This window comes from Streptomyces sp. NPDC001828, from assembly GCF_042892175.1.
GTDB lineage: Bacteria > Actinomycetota > Actinomycetes > Streptomycetales > Streptomycetaceae > Streptomyces.
Genome location: NZ_JBIATV010000014.1, coordinates 77282 through 95317 on the forward strand (window position 1 = coordinate 77282; position 18036 = coordinate 95317).

Sequence of the window (18036 nt, forward strand, 5' to 3'; positions counted from 1 at the left end):
TCCCTCACAGCCGGGGGTCGACCGGCTCCGACTCCAGGGCGAGGACGGCGAACACCGCCTCGTGCACCCGCCACAGCGGCTCACCGTCGGCGAGCCGGTCGAGCGCCTCCAGGCCGAGCGCGTACTCGCGCAGGGCCAGCGACCGCTTGTGCCCGAGGAAGCGCTGCCGCAGCCGCTCCAGATTGTCCGGGCGGGTGTACTCGGGACCGTAGATGATCCGCAGGTACTCCCGGCCGCGCACCTTGATGCCCGGCTGTACCAGGCGCCCCCCGCCGTCCCGGGCCAGCGCCTGGAGCGGCTTGACGACCATGCCCTCGCCGCCCGCGCCGGTCAGCTCCAGCCACCAGTCGACACCGGCCCGCACCGATGCCTCGTCGCCGGTGTCGACCACGAGGCGCCGGGTCGACTGGAGCAGCCCCGTCCGGTCGTGCTCCACCAGCCGGTCCAGCCAGGCAAGTTGCTCGTCGTGCGGCACGGCGGCCAGGCTGCGCCCGCGCGCGGCCAGGATCTGGAACGGCGCCAGACGCACCCCGTCGAGCCCCTCGGTCGTCCAGCAGTAGCGCCGGTAGGCCTCCGTGAACGCGGCCGCGTCGGCGGCCCGCTCCCGCTGCCGCTCCACCAGCCCCGCCACCTCGACGCCCCGGCCCGACGCCGCCTCAAGGGCGCGCAGCGCGGCCGGAAGAGCGGCCCCGGACGACGCGCCGACCGCCGCGTACTGCGAGCGCAGCAGCCCCGACGCCTTCAGCGACCACGGCATCAGCTCCGCGTCCAACAGCAGCCAGTCCGTGCCGAGTTCGTCCCAGAGCCCGGCCCCGGACACCGCCGACCGGAGCCGCTGGAGGATCTCCTCGGTGACGGCCGCGTCGTCGAAGAACGGCCGTCCGGTACGAGTGTGCAGCGCCCCCGTCGGACCCCCCACCCCGAACCGCTCACGCGCCGCCTCCGCGTCACGGCACACCAGGGCCACCGCCCGCGAACCCATGTGCTTCTCCTCGCACACGACCCGCGCGACACCGTCCTTCGCGTACTGCGCGAACGCCTCCGCCGGGTGCTCCAGATAGCCGTCCGCACCGGAGGTCGCGGTCGGCGACATCGTCGGCGGAAGGTAGGCGAGCAGCCTCGGGTCGACCGCGAACCGGCTCATGACCTCCAGGGCCGCCGCCGCGTTCTCCTCGCGCACCGCGACCTTGCCCATCAGCCGGGTCTCGACGACCCGCCGCCCGTGCACATCGGCCAGGTCGAGCGGCCGGCCCTCGTGCCCGCCGGGCGCCTCGGTGACCAGCGGCCTGGCCGGCTCGTACCAGACCCGCTCCGCCGGTACGTCGACGAGCTCGCGCTCCGGCCAGCGCAGGGCGGTCATCTTCCCGCCGAACACGGCACCCGTGTCCAGACAGATGGTGTTGTTGATCCACGAGGTGTTCGGCACGGGAGTGTGTCCGTAGACGACCGCCGCACGTCCCCGGTAGTCCTCGGCCCACGGGTAGCGCACCGGCAGCCCGAACTCGTCGGTCTCGCCGGTCGTGTCCCCGTACAGCGCGTGCGAACGGACCCGGCCCGAGGTGCGTCCGTGGTACTTCTCGGGCAGACCCGCGTGACAGACGACGAGCCTGCCGCCGTCGAGCACATAGTGGCTGACGAGCCCGTCGATGAACTCCCCCACCTGCGCTTTGAAGCCCTCGTCCTCCTTCTCCAGCTGCGCGATGGTCTCCGCGAGGCCGTGCGTGTGCTGGACGTTGCGTCCCTTCAGGTAACGCCCGAGCTTGTTCTCGTGGTTCCCGGGCACGCAGAGCGCGCTGCCTCCGGCGACCATGCGCATCACCCGGCGCAGCACCCCGGGGCTGTCGGGCCCCCGGTCGACGAGGTCTCCCACGAACACCGCGGTGCGGCCCTCGGGGTGAACACCGTCGACGTAGCCCAACTTGCCCAGCAGGGTGTCCAGTTCGGACCGGCAGCCGTGGATGTCGCCGATGATGTCGAAGGGGCCCGTGAGGTGGGTGAGGTCGTTGTAGCGCCGCTCGATGGCGATCTCGGCGCTCTCCACCTCCTCCACGCTCCGCAGGACGTGCACCTTGCGGAAACCCTCGCGCTCCAACCCCCTCAGTCCGCGCCGCAGTTCACGCCGGTGCCGGCCGATCACATGGCGGGGCATCCCCGCCCGGTCGGGACGCTTCGCGTTCCGCTCGGCGCAGACGTCCTCCGGCAGATCCAGGACGATCGCGATCGGCAGCACGTCGTGCTCTCGGGCCAGGCGCACCAGGTGCTTACGGCTCTCGGGCTGCACGTTCGTGGCGTCGACCACGGTCAGCCGGCCCGCCGCGAGCCGCTTCCCGGCGATGTAGTGGAGCACGTCGAAGGCATCCCGGCTGGCCCCCTGGTCGTTCTCGTCGTCGGCGACGAGCCCCCGGCAGAAGTCGGAGGAGATGACCTCGGTCGGCTTGAAGTGCCGCCGCGCGAAGGTCGACTTGCCCGATCCGGTGGCCCCGACGAGGACGACGAGCGAGAGATCGGTGACGGGGAGGGTACGGGGCGTGGCGGCCGGGGTGGATGCGGCGGCGGGGGTGGCCGGGGCCTGGGTACTTGCCTCGGTGGCGGTGCCGGTGCCGTAGGTGGTGCCGTTGCCGGGGGCGGTCTCGGATTCGCTCTCGGTCTCGGTCTCGGAACTCATGCTGCTGTCGCCTCCTTCGGCGCGGTCTGGGTGGTCGGGGTGGTCGGGGCTGTCCGGCCGGTCTGGGTGGCTGCGGTGCGGTTCGTCGCGGGGTTGGTGGCGTGCTCGGGGTCCGTGGCGATCAGGGTGAACACCGCCATCTGGGTCGGCGGGCCCACCTTCGGGTCGTCCGGGCCGACGGGCCCGAACTCGACGCCGTAGCCGTGCCGTTCGGCCACCTCGCGCGCCCACGCCGCGAACTCGGCGCGACTCCACTCGAACCGGTGGTCCCCGTGGCGTACGTGTCCGGCGGGCAGCGTCTCCCAGCGGACGTTGTACTCGACATTGGGCGTCGTCACGATCACCGTGCGCGGCCGGGCCGAGCCGAACACGGCGTACTCCAGGGCCGGCAGCCTCGGCAGGTCCACGTGCTCGATCACCTCGCTGAGCACCGCCGCGTCGTACCCCTTGAGCCGCTTGTCCGTGTACGCCAACGAGCCCTGCGTCAGCGCCACGCGCCCCGACTGACGCTCCGTCATACGGTCGATGCGGAGCCGCCGCGCGGCCACGGTCAGCGCGCGCACGGAGACGTCGACGCCGACGACTTCGGTGAAGCGCGCGTCCTTGAGGAGCTCCTGCACCAACTGCCCCTGACCGCAGCCGAGATCGAGCACCCGGCTCACCCCGGCCGACCCCAGTGCCGTAAGGATCGCGGCCCGCCGCTGGGCGGCGAGCGGCACCGGCTTCTCGGCCGTGTCGCTGTGCTCGTCGACGGCGTTGTCGATCTCCTCGACGTCCAGGCCGTCGGCTTCCGCGAGCCGCACCAGCTCCAGACGTTCCATCGCCTGCCGGGCCAGGCCCCGGCGCCGCGACAGATAACGGCTGGTGATCAGCTTCTGCTCGGGGTGTTCGGCCAGCCAGCCGTCCCCCGCGCGCAGCAGCTTGTCCACCTCGTCCGGCGCGACCCAGTAGTGCTTGGCGTCGTCGAGTACGGGCAGCAGCACGTACAACTGCCGCAGCGCGTGCGCCAGTCGGAGCTCGCCCTCAAGGACGAGGCGCACATAACGCGAGTCACCCCACTCCGGGAACCGCGCGTCGAGGACGACCGGCTCGGCACTCACCGAGCTCCAGCCGAGCGGCCCGAACAGCTTGTGCACCAGCTCCACACCGCCCCGAGCCGGCAGCGCGGGCACCTCGACGCGCAGCGGCAGAGGCGCCGCCGCCCGCTCCGGCAGCGCGGCACACACCCCGCGCAGCGCGCTCTTGAAGACGCTGGACAACGCGACGGACATCAGCGAAGACGCCGCGTACGGGCGGTCGTTGACGTACTGCGCGAGCGCCGCGTCAGGTGCACCGCCCCGGCCCTTGCCCTGTCCCCGTCGCACGAGGGCGACGGGATCCACCTCCAGGAGCAGCGCGGCCGTGCAGCGCTCGACGGTCGCCTCGGGGTAGAAGACGTGCGCCGTGCCGTGGGAGGTGGAGAAGCGCTGCGCGTTGTCGGGATGCTTGTGCAGCAGGAAACCGAGGTCGGTCGCAGGGCTTTCAGGGGTGCCGGTGGTGGTTATCGTCAGGAACACCCCGCGAGTATCACGCGGCCGCCGCCCCGCCCACCAGCGGTTTTTCCCCGGCGCGGCGCGGACCGGTGAGCCCGGTGAGGCCGCCGGCCGGACCCGGCATACTGGGCAGCTCTACGCCGCCGCCCCGCGCACCTGGGCCGCCAACCGGGCGATCTCCGCCGGCCCCACCCGGCAGCACCCGCCGACGAGCCGCGCCCCCGACGCCACCCAGTCCCCCACGCGCCCCGCGTCGAACGTCGCACCGCCCGCCCAGCGGCGGCCCTCCGCATCCCACCGCTCGCCACTGTTCGGGTAGACCACCACCGGCTTGCCGGTGACCGACGCCGCGAGCGGTACCGCCCGGTCGGCATCGGCGGGGGTACAGCAGTTCACCCCGACCGCGACCACCTGGTCCAGCCCCGCCACCAGCCCGAACGCCCCGGCCAGATCCTGACCGGCCCGGGTCCGCCCGCCGTCGACGCTGTACGAGAGCCACACCGGCACCCCGCACCCCTCGACCACCCGCAACATCGCCTCCGCCTCGTCGGCGTCCGGCACCGTTTCCAGGGCCAGCACATCGGGCTCCGCCGCCACCAGCGTCTCGACGCGCGGCCGATGGAACCGCTCCAACTCCCGCACGCTCAGCCCATAACGCCCCCGGTACTCGCTGCCGTCGGCGAGGAAGGCACCGTAGGGGCCGACGGAGGCGGCGACCCAGAACTCGGGGGGCTGGGGGGCCTCCCCCTCCCCCCTCCCCCACCCCACCCCTCTCCCCGCGCCCCCGCCGTCGGACGACAGCACTCCTCCCACGCCCCCGTAGTCGGACGACGGCAGTCCTCCCGCGCCCAACTCCCCTGCCCGGCGCGCCAGTTCGACGCTGCTGGTCAGTAGCCGGGCGGCTTCGGCGTGGTTCAGCCCGCGCCGGGCGAAGCCCTCGTAGGTCGCCTGGTAGCCGGCCGTGGTCAGGACCTGGGCGCCCGCCCGTACGTAGGCCGTGTGCGCGGCCTGGATCTGCCGCGGGTCGTCGGCGAGCAGCCGGGCCGACCACAGCTCGTCGCTCAAGTCGCAGCCCTGGGACTCCAGTTGGTTGGAGAGTCCACCGTCGAGGACGACCGGCCCCTCGGCGAGGGCCGCTGCGAGTGTCCGGGCGGGCCGCACCTCAGGCCTTGGTCAGCTGCGGCAGCACCTGCGAGGAGATCAGCTCCAGGTGGTCCAGGTCGTCGAGGTCGAGCAGCTGGAGGTAGATGCGGGACGAGCCGGTCGCCTCGTACTTGCCGATCTTCTCCACGACCTCGGCGGGCGAGCCCGCGAGTCCGTTGGCCTTGAGTTCCTCCACCTCCCGTCCGATGGCGGCGGCCCGGCGGGCCACCTCCGCGTCGTCCTTGCCGACGCAGACGACCAGCGCGTTGGAGTACACGAGGTCGTCCGCCCGGCGCCCGGCGGCCTCGGCGGCCGCCCGCACCCTGGTGAACTGCCGTTCGCTGTCCTCGATGGAGGCGAACGGGATGTTGAACTCGTCCGCGTACTGCGCCGCGAGGCGCGGTGTGCGGGTCGCCCCGTGTCCGCCGATCAGGACGGGCACCTTGGTCTGTGCGGGCTTGGGCAGTGCGGGCGAGTCGCTGAGCTGGTAGTAGGTGCCGTTGAAGTCGAAGGTGCGGCCCACTTCGGTGGACCAGAGTCCGGTGACGATGGCCAGCTGCTCCTCCAGCCGGGCGAACTTCTCCTTGGGGAAGGGGATGCCGTACGCCTTGTGCTCCTCCTCGAACCACCCTGCGCCCAGGCCGAGTTCGACCCGGCCGCCCGACATCTGGTCGACCTGGGCGACCTGGATGGCGAGCACGCCCGGCAGCCGGAAGGTGCCGGCCGTCATGAGGGTGCCGAGGCGGATCCGCTTGGTCTCGCGGGCGAGGCCGGCCAGGGTGATCCAGGCGTCGGTCGGTCCCGGGAGTCCGTCGGCCGTTCCCATGCGGAGGTAGTGGTCGGAGCGGAAGAAGGCGTCGAAGCCGAGGTCTTCGGTCGCCTTGGCGACGGTCAGGAGGGTGTCGTAGCCGGCGCCCTGCTGGGGCTCGGTGAAGATGCGAAGATCCATGCCTCCATCCTGCACCGTCGGACCGTCGTCAACCCCGTCTGCGCCACCCGCCCAACGAATGCCCGGTCGGGTGAATATTCGCCGCCCTGGCCCGTCGCGCCCCCTCTGACCAGTGACGTTAACGCCGAGCGGTCGTTGGCTCGGGCGGAGCCGGACCGCCCGGCCCGCGTGTCGGCGGCCTTGGCCGGTGCGTCGACCGATTCTCCGCCCCGCCCGCCCCGCGGGAGGGCCCGGGCCGAGGAGGCCGCCATGTCCCAGGAAGCCGTACCCGAACAGACGGTGCCGCAGCAGTCGGCGCCGCAGTCCGCATCCGGGCGGGAGGGCGCGCCGAAGGGGCTGTTGCAGCAGATGGAAGAGCTGATGGCGGCGCTGAGCGCGGATCTGACCCAGCTCGACGCGGACCTGCAGTCCACCGCCGACCGCACGTCGTCCGAGACAGGCTCCGACTCCAACGACGACTCCCACTCCGCCTCCCCCTCCCACGACGGCTCCGACTCCGGCTCCCGCTCCGGCGCATCGCGGCAGGCGTACGGGACCGAGGAGCGCGAGCAGCGCGAGGGCGAGAGCCGCTAGGAGAGCCGGGCCCGGGGTGCCCCTCGGGCGGTCAGCGGTCCGGCGGGGTGGCAGCGCCCGTCGGCCGGGCCCGTGCTCGGCCCCGCGTCAGGGAGGCCCGGTGGCCGAGTCGCGGAGCACCTCGGGGGATCTGTCCCGGTCTCGTAAGGTGAGCCGGCGCAGCATTCCGCGCACCCGGTCGCTCGATTCGTCGGCGGCGTCGATGGCCTCTATGCACTGCCAGTACAGCCCCTCCTCGTCCGTCGCGCAGGCCACGGAGACGAGTGCCATGGCGACATCGCCGAGCAGGGCGCCGAGTGAGGTCAACGCGCTTGCGGCGTCGGTCACTTCGGACAGCTGGGCGGCGCGGACGCCGTCGTGTCGCAGGCCCGGGTGGTCGAGGACGGCGCAGCCCCGGCTGCCGGCTTCGCCGAGGCCTCGGGCCTCTCCCCTCAGTTCCGGCGGGCCGGTGGCCGCGAGGTGGCCGCCGATGGCCTGGGCGAGGGCTTGTGCCTGCCAGGCCTCGGCCACGATGTCGAGCACCGCCCGGCTCTGGGCCAGGGCGTTTTGGCTGACTTTCAGGAGCCGTACCGCATCCATCCGCTTTCCCCGTTCGTATGGTGGACCCGAGCTTCGCGTCCACTACCTAGCGTGAGCGTGAGTGGCCCGGAAAGCCAGAGGAAATCGGAAATCTGTGCACAGCAAGCCGATTGTGAGTATCTCGGTCACTCAGAAGAGTGACTCTCCGTGTTCGTCGGCGCGTTGTTCGGTGCCCTCGGCGGTTCCGGGGCGGGGAAACGGAGTTCATTGCGGTCGATCTTGGCGGAGAGCGCGGACAGCGCGTCGATGCCGAGCACCTCGCACAGCTGGAGCAGGTAGGCGAGGACGTCGGCGACCTCGTCGGTGACGCGGTGGGCCGTGTCCGGGTCGGCCATTACCCCGGCCGACTGCTCGGGGGTCAACCACTGGAAGATCTCGAGCAGTTCGGAGGCTTCGACGCTGAGGGCGGCGGCGAGGTTCTTGGGGGTGTGGTACTGCTGCCAGTCGCGGGCGGCGGCGAAGGCCGCGAGTCTGCGTTGCAGGGCCGGTACGTCGAGTCGGTCTTTCACGGCCCCAGGTCTACCACCGTCGCCCCGGGGGCCTGCGGGGCGCTCACGCCGTCGCCGACGGCGGCGAGCAGCCGGATGTGGCCGCGGGCGCACATCTCGGCGGCCAGCGCGATGAGTTCGCGGCTCTGGCGCGGGTCGAGCGCGCGGTCGAGGCCGTCGGCGAGGACGGTCAGGGTCTGCATGGCGGGCGGCACTTCGGCGACGGTGTCGACGGCGAGGACCCCGGGTCCGGTGAGCAGCACGAGGGCCAGGGCGAGGTAGCGCAGTTCGCCCTCGCCGAGCCGGCCGACGGGGGTGCCGTGCCGGGCGGCGCCACGGGCGAGGACGGCCCGTACCGTGCCGTCGGCGAGTTCTTCGGTGGTCAGGCCGGTGACGGGGCCGACGCAGCCGGCCCGGGCGGCGGCGACGAGGCGGCCGTGGCGGATGCCGCATTCGGTGCGGGTGCGCCGCAGGATGTCGGCGAGGTTGTCGCAGCCGCGCCGCAGCCGGCCGCCGCTGCCGCCCTGGGCGGGGACGACGGGTTCGCGCATCCGCTGGGGCTGGGGGTCGCAGGGGAAGACCGAGCGGAGGGCGACGACGACCTGTTCGGCGGCGGCCAGGACGCGCAGCTGTCCTTCGGTCTTGCCCGCGACGCGCAGCGGCAGCAGCGCGGTGCCAAGCCGGTCGTCGGGCAGCGGGGCGCGCGTGACGGGGACGGCGCCCGCGGTGTGCCAGGCCGCCTGGACGGTGGAGCGGCCCGGGTCGCGCAGTGCGGTGCTGAGGAGGGTCTGTCCTTCGCTCGTCAAACGTTCGCCGACGACGCGGAGTTCCGGTTCGGCCTGCACGGCGAGGTCGAGGCGGACGGGTCCGGCGGGGCCGTCGACCGTGCAGCCGATCCTGAATCCGCGCCGGCCCTGGGCGTCGGCCTCGGCGCGTTCGGGCACGCAGCCGGCGGGGTCGCGGAAGACCGAGCCGAGGGCCGCGCCGGAGCCGAGCCGGGCGAGGGCTTCGAACGCCTCCAGGACGCTGGTCTTGCCGCTGCCGCTGGGCCCGGTGAGCAGGGTGAGGGGGCCGAGCGGGATGGCCGCGCCGCGGTGGGTGCGGAAGGCGGAGAGCCGTAATTCGGTGACGGTGGGTCGATCGGGGCGGCCGGTCCGGTCACTGTTGGTGGTCGCGGTGGTCATGACGGGGACCGTACGCAGCCCGAAAACTGACGAACCGTTCCGCCTCGTCGACCTTCCTACGAATGAGGGACGGCACAGCGCTGCGGGACGGTCCTGGGCGGGGCGGTGGAGCGGACGGGACGGGCCCGTGGGCGATGGAGCGGGCGGGGCGGGGCCCGGCGCGGTCGGGGGTGCGGGACGGCGCCGGGGCCGTCAGGGGTGCGGGACGGCCGCCGCGGCGATGCCTTCCACTTCGGTGCCGGCCGGGGCGAGCAGGAAGACGTTGCGGTCGACGCGGTGCATTCCGCTGCCGAGGCCGAAGACGACTCCGGTGCTGAAGTCGAGGATCCGCTTGGCGACTTCGGGGTCGGCGCCGGTCAGGTCGAGGAGGACCGGGATCTGGGCGATGAGGTATTCGGCCACTTCACGCGCGTCCGCGAAGATCTGTACGCGCAGGACGACGAAGCGCCGCTGTTCGACGGTCGCGTAGTCGCCGGGGATCGTGGTGTGGTCGGCTCTGGACGGCCACTCGTTGCGGCCGCGCAGCGGCACGACCTGGGCGAGCCCCTCCCACTGTTCGTCGGTGACGTCGTACCTGCTCACCGGACCACCTCGCCCACGTGCTGTATTTGCATCCGGCCATGATGACGCCGCTCACCCGTTCAGCCCAACTTCGACACGGCTCGCGGGGTGTCGGCTATGACTCATTTCCGGCGGGCGACGTCTTCCTCTCCGGCGGCCGGTCCCGGCGCGCAGGACGGGCACAGTCCGCGGTAGGTGACCTCGGCGCGGGCCAGCGTGAAGCCGAAGCGCTCGCCGGCCGGGAGGTCGTCGAGCGGGTCGCCCTGGGGGTGGACGTCGCGGATGGTGCCGCAGTGGGAGCAGACCAGGTGCTGGTGGGGGTGGTGGGCGTTGGGGTCGTAGCGCTTGGCCCGGCCGTCGGTGGAGACCTCCAGGACCTCGCCGAGGGAGACGAGTTCGCCCAGCGTGTTGTAGACGGTCGCCCGGGAGATCTCGGGGAGCCGCTCGGCCGCGCGGCCGTGCACTTCGTCGGCGGTCAGGTGGACGTGGTCGCCGGACAGGACCTCCGCGACGACGCGCCGCTGGGAGGTCATCCGCCAGCCGCGCCCTCGCAGCCGTTCGAGCAGGTCACTCATACCGGTTCACCTGTCCACGGTTCAGGGATCCATGCGTTACGCGAAGTGTGCCAGTGGGCGTCCGCGTTGGGGACCCGTCGGGGGTTTCCTCCCGGGTCCGAGCCCGGGCCCGCGCCCGCGCCCGGAGGTCTCGCGGTCCGGCCGGATCCGGGGCGGGGGCCCGAAGGGATACGGGATTGGTGTACTTCTTGACTTGGATTAGGTCCATCGTAGGATCGATGACGCCGACAGCCCAGGGGCCGGACGAGACCGGTCCCACCCGCAACAGGACTCAACCCACCCGGGAGACACAGACGTCATGGGGGATCGCCGCCGCGAAGGTGCCGGGTGCCGGCCCGTGCCCGCGTGCCGCGCCGCCGGCGGTCACCCGGGCGGGCAGCCACCGCGCCGTCACCGCGCCGCCTTCCGGGGCGTGTGATCGCGTGGGCCGTATTGTCCTGCCAAGTCGTGTGCGCGGCCCGCTACTTGACCATCCCGGCCCCGAGTCCGTAACGAGGCCGTGGACATCCGGCGGGGCGCGCCGCGGCCGATTCACCGCCCGCAGTTCCTCAGCACCGTGATCCACCGAGTCAAGAAGGATTGCCATGTCCGAGAACCCCGATGCAATCGTCACCGACGCCAAGACGGACGGCTCAGGCGGCGGCTGCCCTGTCGCGCACGAGCGCGCCCCGCACCCGACCCAGGGCGGCGGAAACCGCCAGTGGTGGCCGGAGCGGCTGAACCTGAAGATCCTCGCCAAGAACCCGGCCGTGTCGAACCCGCTCGGCGGGGAGTTCGACTACGCCGAGGCGTTCAAGGCCCTCGACCTCCCGGCGGTCAAGCGGGACATCGCCGAGGTGCTCACCTCCTCGCAGGACTGGTGGCCGGCCGACTTCGGCAACTACGGCCCGCTGATGATCCGCATGGCGTGGCACAGCGCGGGCACGTACCGGATCAGTGACGGCCGGGGCGGCGCCGGGGCCGGGCAGCAGCGGTTCGCGCCGCTCAACAGCTGGCCGGACAACGTGAGCCTCGACAAGGCCCGGCGGCTGCTGTGGCCGGTCAAGAAGAAGTACGGCCAGAGCATCTCGTGGGCGGACCTCCTGATCCTCACGGGCAACGTCGCCCTGGAGACGATGGGCTTCAAGACGTTCGGCTTCGGCGGTGGCCGCGCGGACGTGTGGGAGCCCGACGAGGACGTGTACTGGGGCCCGGAGACCAACTGGCTCGACGACCAGCGCTACACCGGCGACCGTGAGCTGGAGACCCCGCTCGGCGCGGTCCAGATGGGCCTGATCTACGTCAACCCCGAGGGACCCAACGGCACCCCGGACCCGCTCGCGGCCGCGCGCGACATCCGCGAGACGTTCCGTCGGATGGCGATGAACGACGAGGAGACCGTCGCGCTGATCGCCGGCGGACACACCTTCGGCAAGACCCACGGCGCGGGCCCCTCCGAGGCCGTCGGCGACGACCCCGAGGCCGCCGGGCTGGAGCAGCAGGGCCTCGGCTGGAAGAACACCCACGGCACCGGTGTGGGCGCCGACGCGATCACCAGTGGTCTGGAAGGCATCTGGACGAACACGCCGACCGCCTGGGACAACAGCTTCTTCGAGATCCTCTTCGGCTACGAGTGGGAGCTGTTCAAGAGCCCCGCGGGCGCGCACCAGTGGCGGCCGAAGGACGGCGCGGGCTCGGACACCGTGCCGGACGCCTTCGACGCGTCGAAGAAGCACGCCCCGACGATGCTGACGACCGACCTCTCGCTGCGCGTCGACCCGGCGTACGAGCAGATCTCGCGGCGCTTCCTGGAGAACCCCGAGGCGTTCGCCGACGCGTTCGCCCGCGCCTGGTACAAGCTGACCCACCGCGACATGGGCCCCGTCGTGCGCTACCTCGGCCCGGAGGTCCCGGCCGAGGAGCTGCTGTGGCAGGACCCGCTGCCGGCACGCGCGTACGACCTGATCGACGCGCAGGACATCGCCTCCCTCAAGGAGCGGATCCTCGCCTCGGGCCTGAGCGTGTCGCAGCTGGTGTCCACGGCGTGGGCGTCGGCGTCCTCGTTCCGCGGCAGCGACAAGCGCGGCGGCGCGAACGGCGCGCGCATCCGGCTGCAGCCGCAGAGCGGCTGGGAGGTCAACGAGCCCGACGAGCTGGCGACGGTCCTGCGGACCCTGGAGGGCGTGCGCTCGGCGTTCAACTCGGCCCAGTCGGGCGGCAAGCAGGTCTCCCTCGCCGACCTGATCGTGCTGGCCGGCACGGTGGGCGTGGAGAAGGCGGCCAAGGACGGCGGGGTCGCCGTCGAGGTGTCCTTCACGCCGGGCCGGGTCGACGCCTCGCAGGAGCAGACGGACGTGGAGTCCTTCGCCGCCCTGGAGCCGACGGCCGACGGGTTCCGCAACTACCTGGGCAAGGGCAACCGGCTGCCGGCCGAGTTCCTGCTGATCGACAAGGCGAACCTGCTGACCCTGAGCGCCCCGGAGCTCACCGTCCTCGTCGGCGGTCTGCGGGTGCTCGGCGCCAACCACCAGCAGTCCGCGCACGGCGTGTTCACGGACCGGCCGGGGACGCTCACCAACGACTTCTTCGTCAACCTGCTCGACCTGGGCACGACGTGGAAGTCGACGTCCGCCGACCAGAACACCTTCGAGGCCCGCGAGGCCGGCTCGTCCGACGTCAAGTGGACGGGCACCCGCGCGGACCTGGTCTTCGGCTCCAACTCCGAGCTGCGCGCGGTCGCCGAGGTGTACGCGAGCGACGACGCCAAGGAGAAGTTCGTGCACGACTTCGTGGCGGCGTGGACCAAGGTCATGGACCTGGACCGGTTCGACGTCGCCTGATCACGCCTGTGATCACGGCGCCCGAGCGCGCCGTCTGAACCATTGAACGGGGCCTGACGTTACGTCAGGCCCCTTTCTGCGGGCTCCCTTTACGTCTACAGGCTCTTCTTATGCGGACGCGAGGGTGTTCGTCTTGTCCTTCACCAGCGAGACGTTCTGCAGGAACAGCTGGAACAGCAGCTGGCTCGGACCGACTTCGCGGCCGTTCTTGCCGTTGGCGCCCTGCGCGATGCCGATGCTGTAGGGCTCGTTCTCCTCGGCCTTCACTCCGATGTAGCCGGGCAGCGTGCCCTCGTTCGCGCTCGCCTTCTTGTGGCCGCCGCCCTCGGCCTTGCGGATCAGCTCGGTCTTGTAGCCGGGTCCCAGGGCCATGTGGTCCGAGTTGAACAGCAGTTGGTGGGCCCCGGGCTTCAGCGTGAACCGCAACTGGACCTGGTAGTTCTCCGTCGTCATGGCGTAGTAGGCGTCCGCCTGCCCGCTGTCGCCGAGGTGGGAGCCGACGGTCATGCCCTTGAGGCCCTGGGTCCGGAAGTCCTTGGCCGATCCCTCGCCGCCCCGGATGTACTCCTCGACGGCGGTCCGCGCCTCGGCGGTGCCCCAGTACGTCAGGATGCTCTGCGCCTCGCCCAGGCTCATCGACCGGTACAGCTCCAGCTGCCCGGACGTTTCCGGCAGGCCCTGGAGCTGCTGCAGCAGGGCCGGGCCGACCGTCTTGATGATCTCGTCGATCGTGCGCGGCTTGTCGGCCTTGTAGCCCTTCTTCGCCTTCTTGGCCGACGCCATGAGGTCGGTCTTGTTCTTGGTCATCTCCTTGGTGGCCTTGCCGTCGTCACCCATGACCCCGGCCTGGCGCTCCCAGTGCTCGGTCGTCATGACGTTCTGGGGATTGCCCGGGTTTTCCTGGTCGAAGACGCGCTGCACGGCGGGGAGGGGGGCCGTCGTGGGGGCGGGCGCCACCTCGCGCTGTACGTCCTGGGTGGTTTCCGGGGCGGCCGACATGACGCGGTGGGCGTTCGCCTCGGCCTCGCGCTCGAAGCGGTCGGACGGATCGGAGACCTTCAGGCCGTCGCCGTTGTCGGTGCCGGCGACCGGGCCCTTGCGCTGCTGGATCACATGGGTCAGCTCGTGGGCCAGGGTGTGGCTGTCCCCGCCGCCCGCCCCGATGACGACGTGGTTGCCGCTGGTGTAGGCGCGGGCGCCGACCTCGGCGGCGGACGCCTTCGCGGCACTGTCGTCGTGGATGCGCACATCGGAGAAGTCCGCGCCCAGGCGCGCCTCCATGTCGCTACGGGTGCTGTCGTCCAGCGGGCTCCCCGAGCCGCGCAGCACGTCGTGCACGGCGGAGCGCTGCACCGGCTCGGCCCGCTCATGACCGCATCCGGCGCCGTGCTGGTGCTCCTCCCGCGCCCAGGCGTGGTCGCCCTGGCGGAGCATCTGCACGACCGCGGTGTTGCCCGCACTGGCCTGCAGGCCGAGCACGCCCCGCACCTGCGCGGCGGGCCTCGCCGCACGCCCGCCCTGCGGAGTACGACCGGCGGCGGCGCCGGTCCGTGTGGCCTTCTCTTGATCGTGCACGGGCTCTCTCTTCCGACTGCTGGCCTGACATCGTCAACTTCCCTGGATATGTGGGGCGGGCGCGCGAAGCAAGGGGCGCGCGGGCAGAGGGCGTTGACCTCAGGGGTAGGAAGTGGTGCCCGGACGGACAGCGGAAGGCGACGGGCCCTCACGGCCGGCCGGGCGACAGCCGTCGGCGGCGGGGCGGCGGGACGGGCCGCCGCACGTCGGCGCGGGGTCACCCTGGACTCACCCACCCCTCCAAGTTAGGTTAGCCTTACCTCAATAACGAGGCGTTCGGCGCCCGATCCCGTGAGGAGTTGCCTTGAGTGCTGCCGCAGATGCCGGGCCGGCCGAGCTGAGCGCCGCCGAGCGCGTCCGCTCCGTGCTGGCGCGGGCCGTCTCCCTGTCCCTCACCACCCCGGCGCGGAGCTACGACCTGCTCGGCATGCACGCGGTCGACCCGAAGGGCCGGCTCACCCTGCACCCGCCGGCGGACGGCCCACTGGCCGCGCAGGTCGCCACCGCGCCGCGCGGCAGCCTCGCGACGCTGCTCGAGTTCACCGACGTCGCCGCGACCGCGGTCCGTGACCGCGTACGGGCCCGGGTGACGGTCTCCGGCTGGCTGACACCGGAGGGCCGGGGCCGCCCGGGCGGGCGGCTGCGCCTCGACACCGCGCGCGTGACGCTGCGGACGACGGCGGGCACGCTGGACGTCGGGCTCGACGAGGTCGCCCTCGCCGAGCCGGATCCGCTCGCCGTCGAGGAGGCGGCCCTGCTGACACATCTGGCCGACGCCCACGGGGACATGGTGGCCGAGCTCGTGGTCCGCGCCGGTTCCCGGCTGCCGACCGGCGTCCTGCGGACGGCGCCGCTCGCCCTGGACCGCCACGGCATCACCCTGCGCTGCGAATACCGCCGGGGCCACTGCGACCTGCGCTTCCCGTTCCCGGCCACGGTCCGGGACCCGGCGGACGCCGGCGAGCAGATCCGACGCCTCCTCACCGCTCCCGCCCGGTGCGCCCGTCGGCACCCGCCCTCGGCGCGGAGCCGGTCCACCGGCTGAGCCGGCCCCGGCGGCCCGGCGACGCCAAGGAGCGCCCGCACGCCCGGGGTCGCCGACGCACCGCATAAGCCTGCTCAATTTAGGTTAGGCTTGGCTAAGTTACCGAGTTGGGCTGCCGCGCTCCCGCGTCCGCGCACACACAGAGAATGGACGAACATGACCGTACGGGTCGCGGTGGCCGGCGCCAGCGGCTACGCGGGCGGGGAACTGCTCCGCCTGCTGGCTTCGCATCCCGGGGTGGAGATCGGCGCGGTGACCGCGCACAGCAGCGCGGGCCGCCGACTCGGTTCCGTACAGCCGCAGTTGACGGAGCTCGCCGACCGGATCCTCCTCGACACCTCGGCCGCCTCCCTGGACGGCCACGACGTCGTGTTCCTGGCCCTGCCCCACGGTCAGTCCGGGGCCCTGGCAGCCCAGTTGGCGCCCGGCACGCTCGTCGTGGACTGCGGCGCCGACTTCCGGCTGCGCGACCCGGCCGCCTGGGAGCGGTTCTACGGCTCCGCCCACGCCGGGACCTGGCCGTACGGGCTGCCCGAACTGCCGGGCGCCCGGGTCGAGTTGAGGGATGCCACGCGCATCGCGGTGCCGGGCTGCTACCCCACCGCCGTCACCCTGGCGCTGTTCCCCGCCCACGCGGCCGCCCTCGTCGAACCCGAGGCGGTCGTCGTCGCCGCCAGCGGGACCTCCGGCGCCGGGCGGTCGCCCGCGCCGCACCTGCTCGGCGCCGAAGTGATGGGCTCCATGAGCCCGTACGGGGTCGGCGGCGGCCACCGGCACACCCCGGAGCTGGTCCAGAATCTGTCCCTGGCGGCCGGTGAGCACGTGACGGTCTCCTTCACCCCGACCCTGGCACCCATGCCCCGGGGCATCCTCGCCACCTGCTCGGCCCGGCTGCGCCCGGGCATCGCGGCGAGCGGGCGGGAGGAGGAGGTGCGCGCCGCGTACGAGGACGCGTACGCCGACGAGCCGTTCGTACGGCTGCTGCCGCCCGGCCAGTGGCCGTCCACGGCCGCCGTGCTCGGTTCGAACACCGCCCAGGTGCAGATCGCCGTGGACCCCGACGCCCGCAGGCTGATCTGTGTGAGCGCCATCGACAACCTGACGAAGGGCACCGCCGGTGGCGCGGTGCAGAGCATGAATATCGCCCTCGGCCTGCCGGAACGGCTTGGCCTGCCCACGAATGGAGTGGCTCCGTGAGTGTGACCGCCGCCCAGGGATTCCTCGCCGGCGGAGTGAGCGCCGGCATCAAGGATTCCGGCGACCTCGACCTCGCCCTGGTCGTGAACCGGGGGCCGTCCCGCGCCGCCGCCGGTGTCTTCACCTCGAACCGCGTACAGGCCGCCCCCGTGCGCTGGTCCCGCCGCGCACTCGCCGACGGGCGGATATCCGCCGTCGTGCTCAACTCCGGCGGTGCGAACGCCTGCACGGGCCCCGGCGGCGCGGAGGACACCCGTCTGATGGCCGAACGGACGGCGCGGGCCGTGGGCACGGACCCGGACGACGTCGCGGTGTGTTCCACTGGCCTGATCGGTGTGCGGCTGCCGATGGACCGGGTGGCGGACGGCATCACCGCCGTCGCGGACCGGCTTTCGGCCGAGGGCGGCCAGGACGCGGCCGTCGCGATCAAGACGACGGACTCGGTGCACAAGACCGCGGTGGCCACGGGCGACGGCTGGACGGTGGGCGGCATGGCGAAGGGCGCGGGCATGCTCGCCCCGGGCCTCGCCACCATGCTCGTCGTCCTGACCACGGACGCCGACGCCGACGCCGGTGTCCTCGACTCGGCGCTGCGCGACGCGGTGCGCACCACCTTCGACCGGGTGGACTCGGACGGCTGCATGTCCACCAACGACACCGTGCTGCTGCTCGCCTCGGGATCCTCGGGCGTGACGCCCGAGCCGGCGGCGCTCTCCGCGGCCGTGCACGCCGTGTGCCGGGACCTGGCCCTCCAGCTGGTGGCGGACGCCGAGGGCGCGTCCAAGGAGATCGAGGTGACGGTCGTCGGCGCGGCCTCGGAGGCGGACGCCGTCGAGGTGGGCCGCTCCGTGGCCCGCAACAACCTCCTCAAGTGCGCGCTGCACGGCGAAGACCCCAACTGGGGGCGGGTGTTGTCCGCCATCGGCACGACGGCGGCCGCCTTCGACCCGGACCGCCTGGACGTGGCGATCAACGGCGTCTGGGTGTGCCGGGACGGCGCCGGGGCCGAGGACCGCGACAAGGCCGACCTCTCGGGCCGGCGGATCGGCCTCACCGTGGACCTGCGCTCCGGCGACAGCTCGGCCGTCATCTGGACCAACGACCTGACGGCCGAATACGTCCACGAGAACAGCGCGTACAGCTCGTGAGCG

At 72.5% G+C, this 18036-nt stretch carries 15 protein-coding genes; 5 read left to right on the forward strand and 10 right to left on the reverse strand.

The window, feature by feature from the left end; translation table 11 throughout:
- Window positions 1-4: 4 nt before the first annotated feature.
- The 4 genes from ACFYZA_RS31930 to ACFYZA_RS31945 form a co-directional block, all read right to left on the reverse strand.
- The gene (locus tag ACFYZA_RS31930) at window positions 5-2665 is read right to left on the reverse strand and encodes a polynucleotide kinase-phosphatase (protein WP_388494229.1); all 2661 of its coding nucleotides are present in this window, start codon (window positions 2663-2665) and stop codon (window positions 5-7) included.
- A complete protein-coding gene (locus tag ACFYZA_RS31935; protein WP_388494230.1) occupies window positions 2662-4221 on the reverse strand; it encodes a 3' terminal RNA ribose 2'-O-methyltransferase Hen1 in 1560 nt (519 codons plus the stop codon). Before ACFYZA_RS31935 ends, ACFYZA_RS31930 begins: the two co-directional genes overlap by 4 nt.
- Window positions 4222-4332: 111 nt before the next feature.
- Window positions 4333-5358 carry a homocysteine S-methyltransferase gene (gene mmuM / locus ACFYZA_RS31940; protein WP_388494231.1) on the reverse strand — a complete coding sequence of 342 codons (1026 nt, stop codon included), beginning with the start codon at window positions 5356-5358 and terminating at the stop codon, window positions 4333-4335.
- Between the two features lies 1 nt (window position 5359).
- The gene (locus tag ACFYZA_RS31945; protein ID WP_382590277.1) at window positions 5360-6289 is read right to left on the reverse strand and encodes an LLM class F420-dependent oxidoreductase; all 930 of its coding nucleotides are present in this window, start codon (window positions 6287-6289) and stop codon (window positions 5360-5362) included.
- A gap of 249 nt (window positions 6290-6538) precedes the next feature.
- On the opposite strand from ACFYZA_RS31945, the gene ACFYZA_RS31950 reads away from it, so the two are divergent.
- On the forward strand, window positions 6539-6862 hold the full coding sequence (locus ACFYZA_RS31950) for a hypothetical protein (RefSeq protein WP_388494232.1): 324 nt from the start codon (window positions 6539-6541) through the stop codon (window positions 6860-6862).
- A gap of 87 nt (window positions 6863-6949) precedes the next feature.
- Here the strand turns inward: ACFYZA_RS31950 and ACFYZA_RS31955 are convergent, their stop codons facing one another.
- The 5 genes from ACFYZA_RS31955 to ACFYZA_RS31975 form a co-directional block, all read right to left on the reverse strand.
- Window positions 6950-7441, reverse strand: a complete 492-nt coding sequence (locus ACFYZA_RS31955) for a DUF6099 family protein (RefSeq protein WP_382590271.1) — start codon at window positions 7439-7441, stop codon at window positions 6950-6952.
- Window positions 7442-7566: 125 nt separating this feature from the next.
- Window positions 7567-7950, reverse strand: coding sequence for a nucleotide pyrophosphohydrolase (locus ACFYZA_RS31960; protein ID WP_382590268.1), 384 nt, complete (start codon window positions 7948-7950; stop codon window positions 7567-7569).
- Window positions 7947-9113: an AAA family ATPase gene (locus tag ACFYZA_RS31965; RefSeq protein WP_388494233.1), complete on the reverse strand. Its 1167-nt coding sequence runs from the start codon at window positions 9111-9113 to the stop codon at window positions 7947-7949. The genes ACFYZA_RS31960 and ACFYZA_RS31965 overlap by 4 nt, the downstream gene beginning before the upstream one ends.
- 192 nt (window positions 9114-9305) lie before the next feature.
- Entirely contained in the window at window positions 9306-9695 is a 390-nt protein-coding gene (locus ACFYZA_RS31970; RefSeq protein WP_161251283.1) for a cell division protein SepF, read from the reverse strand.
- 101 nt (window positions 9696-9796) lie between these two features.
- Window positions 9797-10249: a Fur family transcriptional regulator gene (locus ACFYZA_RS31975; protein ID WP_388494234.1), complete on the reverse strand. Its 453-nt coding sequence runs from the start codon at window positions 10247-10249 to the stop codon at window positions 9797-9799.
- Window positions 10250-10833: 584 nt separating this feature from the next.
- On the opposite strand from ACFYZA_RS31975, the gene katG reads away from it, so the two are divergent.
- Window positions 10834-13068, forward strand: coding sequence for a catalase/peroxidase HPI (katG, locus tag ACFYZA_RS31980; protein WP_382590257.1), 2235 nt, complete (start codon window positions 10834-10836; stop codon window positions 13066-13068).
- Between the two features lie 108 nt (window positions 13069-13176).
- Here katG and ACFYZA_RS31985 read toward each other — a convergent pair whose 3' ends face one another.
- Window positions 13177-14643 carry a DUF4157 domain-containing protein gene (locus ACFYZA_RS31985; protein ID WP_388494235.1) on the reverse strand — a complete coding sequence of 489 codons (1467 nt, stop codon included), beginning with the start codon at window positions 14641-14643 and terminating at the stop codon, window positions 13177-13179.
- Between the two features lie 304 nt (window positions 14644-14947).
- Between ACFYZA_RS31985 and ACFYZA_RS31990 the strand changes: the two genes are divergently transcribed.
- From ACFYZA_RS31990 to argJ, 3 genes are all read left to right on the forward strand, one after another.
- A complete protein-coding gene (locus ACFYZA_RS31990) occupies window positions 14948-15688 on the forward strand; it encodes a DUF2470 domain-containing protein (protein WP_388494236.1) in 741 nt (246 codons plus the stop codon).
- 156 nt (window positions 15689-15844) lie between these two features.
- Window positions 15845-16885, forward strand: coding sequence for an N-acetyl-gamma-glutamyl-phosphate reductase (gene argC / locus ACFYZA_RS31995; RefSeq protein ID WP_388494237.1), 1041 nt, complete (start codon window positions 15845-15847; stop codon window positions 16883-16885).
- Window positions 16882-18033, forward strand: a complete 1152-nt coding sequence (argJ, locus tag ACFYZA_RS32000) for a bifunctional glutamate N-acetyltransferase/amino-acid acetyltransferase ArgJ (RefSeq protein WP_388494238.1) — start codon at window positions 16882-16884, stop codon at window positions 18031-18033. The genes argC and argJ overlap by 4 nt, the downstream gene beginning before the upstream one ends.
- The last annotated feature ends 3 nt before the right edge of the window (window positions 18034-18036 follow it).

What these genes read in the sequence shown, in the direction of transcription:
- ACFYZA_RS31945 (WP_382590277.1), bottom strand. Translation starts at nt 6,289, where the DNA reads ATGGATCTTCGCATCTTCACCGAGCCCCAGCAGGGCGCCGGCTACGAC.
- ACFYZA_RS31955 (WP_382590271.1), bottom strand. Translation starts at nt 7,441, where the DNA reads ATGGATGCGGTACGGCTCCTGAAAGTCAGCCAAAACGCCCTGGCCCAG.
- katG (WP_382590257.1), top strand. Translation starts at nt 10,834, where the DNA reads ATGTCCGAGAACCCCGATGCAATCGTCACCGACGCCAAGACGGACGGC.
- ACFYZA_RS31930 (WP_388494229.1), bottom strand. Translation starts at nt 2,665, where the DNA reads ATGAGTTCCGAGACCGAGACCGAGAGCGAATCCGAGACCGCCCCCGGC.
- ACFYZA_RS31965 (WP_388494233.1), bottom strand. Translation starts at nt 9,113, where the DNA reads ATGACCACCGCGACCACCAACAGTGACCGGACCGGCCGCCCCGATCGA.
- argC (WP_388494237.1), top strand. Translation starts at nt 15,845, where the DNA reads ATGACCGTACGGGTCGCGGTGGCCGGCGCCAGCGGCTACGCGGGCGGG.
- ACFYZA_RS31950 (WP_388494232.1), top strand. Translation starts at nt 6,539, where the DNA reads ATGTCCCAGGAAGCCGTACCCGAACAGACGGTGCCGCAGCAGTCGGCG.
- ACFYZA_RS31975 (WP_388494234.1), bottom strand. Translation starts at nt 10,249, where the DNA reads ATGAGTGACCTGCTCGAACGGCTGCGAGGGCGCGGCTGGCGGATGACC.